The organism is Prevotella sp. FD3004 (assembly GCF_000746155.1).
Taxonomy (GTDB): Bacteria; Bacteroidota; Bacteroidia; order Bacteroidales; family Bacteroidaceae; genus Prevotella.
In genome coordinates this window covers 1-5,213 of the sequence record NZ_JQKR01000003.1, presented here as the reverse complement: position 1 = coordinate 5,213, position 5,213 = coordinate 1, and the positions used below count along the sequence as shown (strand labels likewise).

Here is a 5,213-nt window from a genome sequence, read left to right as displayed (position 1 = left end):
CGGGCCATAATGCGCTGGAAGCACATCTGACAGTTGCAAACCTTGCTTGAAGCGGTGTTACCACAGTGGAAGCCCATGAAGATTTCCTTCTCTGTATAGGTGTCGCACTCGAACTTCTTGCCCTTGATGCTCTCCTCGTACATATCCTGAGGTACAGAGTTGTTGATGTCGAGCAGTGTAACAGCATCCTCGGTGATACATGTTCCGATGTACTCTGACAGAGCACCATAGATATCAACCTCACAAGCTACGGGGATACCACGATTTGTAAGACGGCTGTTAACGTAGCAAGGTACGAAACCGAACATGGTCTGGAATGCAGGCCAGCACTTGTTGGCCATAGCTACGAACTGGCGTGAACCCTTGTGACCCTCGATCCAGTCGGTCAGAGTCAGCTCATACTGAGCGAGCTTAGGCAGAACTGAAGGAATCTTGTTACCAGCACCCGCCCTAAACCCAATTTCATAAGTCTAATGTATTCTTTTTTATATTAATACATCAAACCAAAAGCCCATAGGGGGATAAAGTTATCAGAACCATATTCGATATCATCACGCACTACATAGCCTTCTGTAACATCAGCTATCTGTTTCTTCCCCTTTTTTTTACCACTAACCTCGAATGTCTTTCCATCAATCGTAAAGTCGCTGATACGAGAGCTGATGACATTAGTAGTAACACGAAGTTGATTGTAGAAGAATGTTTCGCGGATATTGCCAGTATCTGTAGCCTGACCTCCTAACACATAGGCCAGATTGGTATTATCCAAATATACTTTCTCAACCTTGCCGATGCCTCTGATGCCACTAGTGTTATCACGCAACTGACCAATCATTCCAGCTTGTTCCATATAGAGGAAATAATCTGGAAGTACATTACGGCTGGTTCCGATAACGGTTGATAGCGAATCCATCACTGGTTTAAACGGAACACTCTGTGCAATTACTGCTAGAAGTTTCTTGAGTTTTCTCCCAGTAGCGGGTGTCATATTGGCAAATTGTGGAATGTCAACTTCCATCGTCTGGTTTACTACCTGATGCAGGCGCATGTCGAAATTTCCCTCAGCGGCAAAGGGATAATACCCATGCTGCAGATACTCACGGAAAAGAGGTATCGGATGTAGTAACGACTGTATTCTGGCTTCATGGTGTAGTATCTGGTCTAAAGCATACACAGGCACATTAATATCATGAAACATACTTAGATACTCTCTGAACGACAGTCCTTGCATTGTGAAGATAAGCGCCCTTCGACTTAAATCAGATTGTCCCTTGGAGATGTCCAACACAGAGGAACCTGTAAAACCTATCTTCATTTCGGGATGAGCATCGTATATTTGTTTTAATTCCCTCGACCAGTTCTCGTATTTATGGATTTCGTCAATAAAAAGCTGCTGTCCGCCCTCAATGGCAAATGTATCGGCAACTTCAATCAGCGTATGTGTGGTAAAATAGATATGCTCTGCTGATACATATAGCATCTGTTTTTCGTGTCGATGTTCTTTGATATATTGTAGAAACATGGTTGACTTTCCTACTCCTCGTGGACCTATCAGCCCGAACATACGTGAATCCCACGCTATTTGAGGGTACATATACCGATGAAATGTTGAAGTGGTTTGCTCCAACTGACTCTCCATAAAAGCAATAAGCGATGTATCCATAAGCCCGATATTATTCTAAAAACTATGGCAAATATACAAAATTGCACTGAATAATGTGCAAATAATTAGATATTTTGCACACTTTTCAGTGCAATTTTAATATTATTTTACAAAAACAATGTTTATATTATTCGTTGGAAGTTCCACGATACGGCGGGCGAATGGTGATATACTCAGAATACCAACCATTAAAAAAATTATCCGTATAGGATTCCCCAGAGAACACCTTATTACGATAGCTGTTGTACGAATGGTCGAACCCAAGGTCAGTTAATATTTTGATGTCGCCGTAATTATTTGGATGCTCAACTTTCCATTGCCAGCATTGGACAGACTTATAGGCATCTGTTCCAAGCAATGGAGGTTTGCGGAATGAATATCCCGACCACCCGCTGAAATCATAATTATCGGTGCTGATGTCGAATTGCCATGCAGCATTGTTGTAACAGTTATTGTCGTTGCCACATAAGGCAGTAATACTCATATCTTGTACATTATAAGAACTGCTGACACTACCACCAACACCACCGCTTAAGGCTACTCCAGAAAGTCCCACCTCACCTGACAGATTCCAGCTTTCTTCAACAGTAATAGTATGTTGTCCCGAAGTGCTTACTGGCGAGAAATCAAGCAGATAAACTCCATCGCTATGCTTTAATACATTATCTGAACCATAATTATCAGAGCTATGGAACAGCCTATTATTTACAGTCATCCTCGACAAGAAGAACCCCTGATACTTCCATTTTCCACCAGTCCAGCTACCAATCCAGAAATTATTATTATTGCCAAGCACTGTCTGTTCTATCATATAATAGTCGGCATCTTCATCAAACTTGTAGGCTGCCCAGATATTAGTGGATATGGTGAATACACATTGACGGTTTTCCAAACGCGAGGCATAACCTCCTGACGGCCTAAGTGTATATGTTCGCGTATAATTCTGTGCGCTCATCAAGGCTGAAAGATCTGACGATGCTGAACGTGTAACGGACCTAATAGTAGCAACTTTCCCAGAGTATTTTTCATTAAGCCAACCTGTCAATGGGTCGGCATAAAGGCCATTCATATATGGCGACATCGTCTGCTCCGATTCATTCTTGTCTTCGTCATAGATATCATTCAACTCATAGAAATTATATTGATTGTCGAATGCTAGTATATCATAGCAGATATGAGTATCATGCTCTTCTTCGCCAGGATCTGCATCAGTAAAACCCGGCAGATAAACCTGATAAATAGCATCTAGCATCTGGCTAAACGTAGGTTGATCGATAATGATTACAGCACCATTGGCAACAGCTTCCCACAATTTACTGTCTGACGTGTGCTGAGCTATGTTGCTACCTTTTATCAAGATAGCCTTAGTATCGTTTGTTATTTCGTTAAGCGGATGTTTCAAACGATTAATGAATGCCTTGGCTACGTTGCTATAGTCGGAGTCGAGAATGGTTACGGGTACGTCGGTAGTAACTGTCATCAAGTCGTTAACTGGCAGAGATTCTGATGGATAATCATCCATTATACCTACCACAGCATTGTCGTCGGTATTACACGCCACAGATAGCAGCATGGCCAGTACCATAAATAAAAATCTAAACTGTTTCATAATTATTATTGTAGATTACCTTTTTTATCAAACGAAAAACTACGTGTTTTATCAAAAGTTCCTTCAGCCACTGCTTTTACAAAGTTTGCGCCACTTATAGTTGAAGAACCTGTAGAACTCAAAATCGATCCGTCATTCATACTTTCACCTTTACCATTCAGAATATCACTCTCAAAATAATATCCATTAGTATAAGATAATTTCTCTGCGTTTGATGCGTCCTTATCAGGCTTCAGAGTTACGATGCGAGTGAAAGAGTGAGTGGCAGGTAGAGTTGATTTAATTACTTTCTTCCACTCGGTTGTAGTCATGCTTTCTGTCTTCTCACCTGTACCATCGTTATACTTAACCGTGATATCACAATAGTCCAGCATGTCTTGTGTGGCACTGAATGTAAAGGTAGTCTGAACAAAAGTAGGTGTGTTCACTACCTCAGGGGTGTCCTCAGAACTACTACAAGCTGTTAACACTGTTGTTACCATCGTACAGTATATTACAATAGCAAAAGTCAAAAAAATTTTTTTCATACATTTTAATTTTTATTTTCGTGTTATATGACAATTATCTGATTGCAAAGATACAAAAATAGTAAAGAGTAGATAAAAACGTTATGTTGCAAATTCGAAAAAAAAGGTTTCAAATTTGCAAAATACTGAAATTTAGAAAGTTAAAAGGCTATAAGGATGAAACAAAGTCGGTAGGAGAGCAACCGATAAACTTTACAAAGTTTCGATAAGCAGATGTACGACTGCGAAAACCAGACTCAAAATAAAGTGTTTTATGGTCTTGTTGAGGGTCACGTCGTAACTGGTTAGCCATATAATTGATACGCTTCTGGTTCATATAGTCGTTAAAAGTTAAGCCTGTGTGCTCACGGATGCTTCGAGCCAAATATACTCGATTAGTACCCACAGAATGGCTCACTGTATCTATAGTCGTATTAGGATTGCGCCACTCTTCCCACTCGTCCATAACCTGACAAATACGTGGCCAACAATCGATAGTATCCCCCAACTCACAAACACGATTTTCGACTGATACTTGCCCAGAATCTTTCGACTCTTTATCTACAGGTGGTTGGAGTCGCACAGCCAATTCATAATAAGTAAAATGAAATATCGCATATGCACCCCATATCACATGAAGAATATTAAGTACTGAGGAATTTGTAAAAACGTGAATGTAAAAAAATACACTAAGAACCTGAGCAATAATAGTTGTGTTACGAATCCAGTGGTAATCAGCACTCGACTTACGCCAATTATAAGGAATAAAGAGTAGCAGAAGTGAAATAACCGCAACCATAACTACGCATAGCAAACGTAGCAACACATCGAAGTCGCCAATATAATTACACAAGTCGTTAAAAGAATGCAGTTCCCGAAATGACAGTATGTACAGAAATAACAACGCGAACAAAGAAGGGAGAAAGAGAACAGTTAACCATTTTCCACGCAGTTTGCATGGGCGCAACACCTCTATCGGGTAGCATATAAATAATGAAATAGCAAAAAGACCTCCAATTGTCAACTGCGGTGAAAAAAGCATCCCAGAGAATTCTGTCAGATAATCACCCATATTACTTACTAGAAAAAAAGCAAGTTTCCCAACCACATAGAAACAGAAAACCGACAAGAATAAGCGAGAATGGTCGAATACCTCTTTACGCTTTGCCCACAACAATATGCCACAAATCAGGCTTACTGTCATGCAGATACTTATTATTATTGCAGTATATTCGTACATAAATAGTTTTTTAAAGCCGCAACCCGGAAATGGGCTGCGGCTTGGTATTTAGGGAATGTATTCGACTTATGCGAATGGATTCTCTGTTGGGTAGTAATCGCCCTTGGGGAAGTTGTAGTCGATCTCCTCAACGGGGATACCCATGTACTTGAGAACCTCCCACAGGTACTTACCAGCGTGCTCGAACATAACGGC

General features: G+C 40.6%; 4 protein-coding genes and 1 pseudogene. All 5 read right to left on the bottom strand.

Translation table 11 applies throughout. From position 1 onward, the window contains the following. A pseudogene (locus tag T325_RS00210) lies at positions 1–446 on the bottom strand (fucose isomerase); the annotation flags it as partial. A gap of 44 nt (positions 447–490) precedes the next feature. Then, a complete protein-coding gene (locus T325_RS00205) occupies positions 491–1,663 on the bottom strand; it encodes an ATP-binding protein (protein WP_036909460.1) in 1,173 nt (390 codons plus the stop codon). Between the two features lie 127 nt (positions 1,664–1,790). Next, entirely contained in the window at positions 1,791–3,272 is a 1,482-nt protein-coding gene (locus T325_RS00200; protein WP_156097608.1) for a hypothetical protein, read from the bottom strand. Positions 3,273–3,277: 5 nt separating this feature from the next. Next, positions 3,278–3,799, bottom strand: coding sequence for a hypothetical protein (locus tag T325_RS00195; RefSeq protein WP_156097607.1), 522 nt, complete (start codon positions 3,797–3,799; stop codon positions 3,278–3,280). Between the two features lie 148 nt (positions 3,800–3,947). Further along, positions 3,948–4,982, bottom strand: a complete 1,035-nt coding sequence (locus T325_RS00190) for an AraC family transcriptional regulator (protein ID WP_036909456.1) — start codon at positions 4,980–4,982, stop codon at positions 3,948–3,950. Between the last annotated feature and the right edge of the window lie 231 nt (positions 4,983–5,213).

Bases quoted from the DNA above. Each gene is read 5' to 3' on its own strand.
- T325_RS00195 (WP_156097607.1), bottom strand. From the start codon at position 3,799: ATGAAAAAAATTTTTTTGACTTTTGCTATTGTAATATACTGTACGATG.
- T325_RS00205 (WP_036909460.1), bottom strand. From the start codon at position 1,663: ATGGATACATCGCTTATTGCTTTTATGGAGAGTCAGTTGGAGCAAACC.
- T325_RS00200 (WP_156097608.1), bottom strand. From the start codon at position 3,272: ATGAAACAGTTTAGATTTTTATTTATGGTACTGGCCATGCTGCTATCT.
- T325_RS00190 (WP_036909456.1), bottom strand. From the start codon at position 4,982: ATGACAGTAAGCCTGATTTGTGGCATATTGTTGTGGGCAAAGCGTAAA.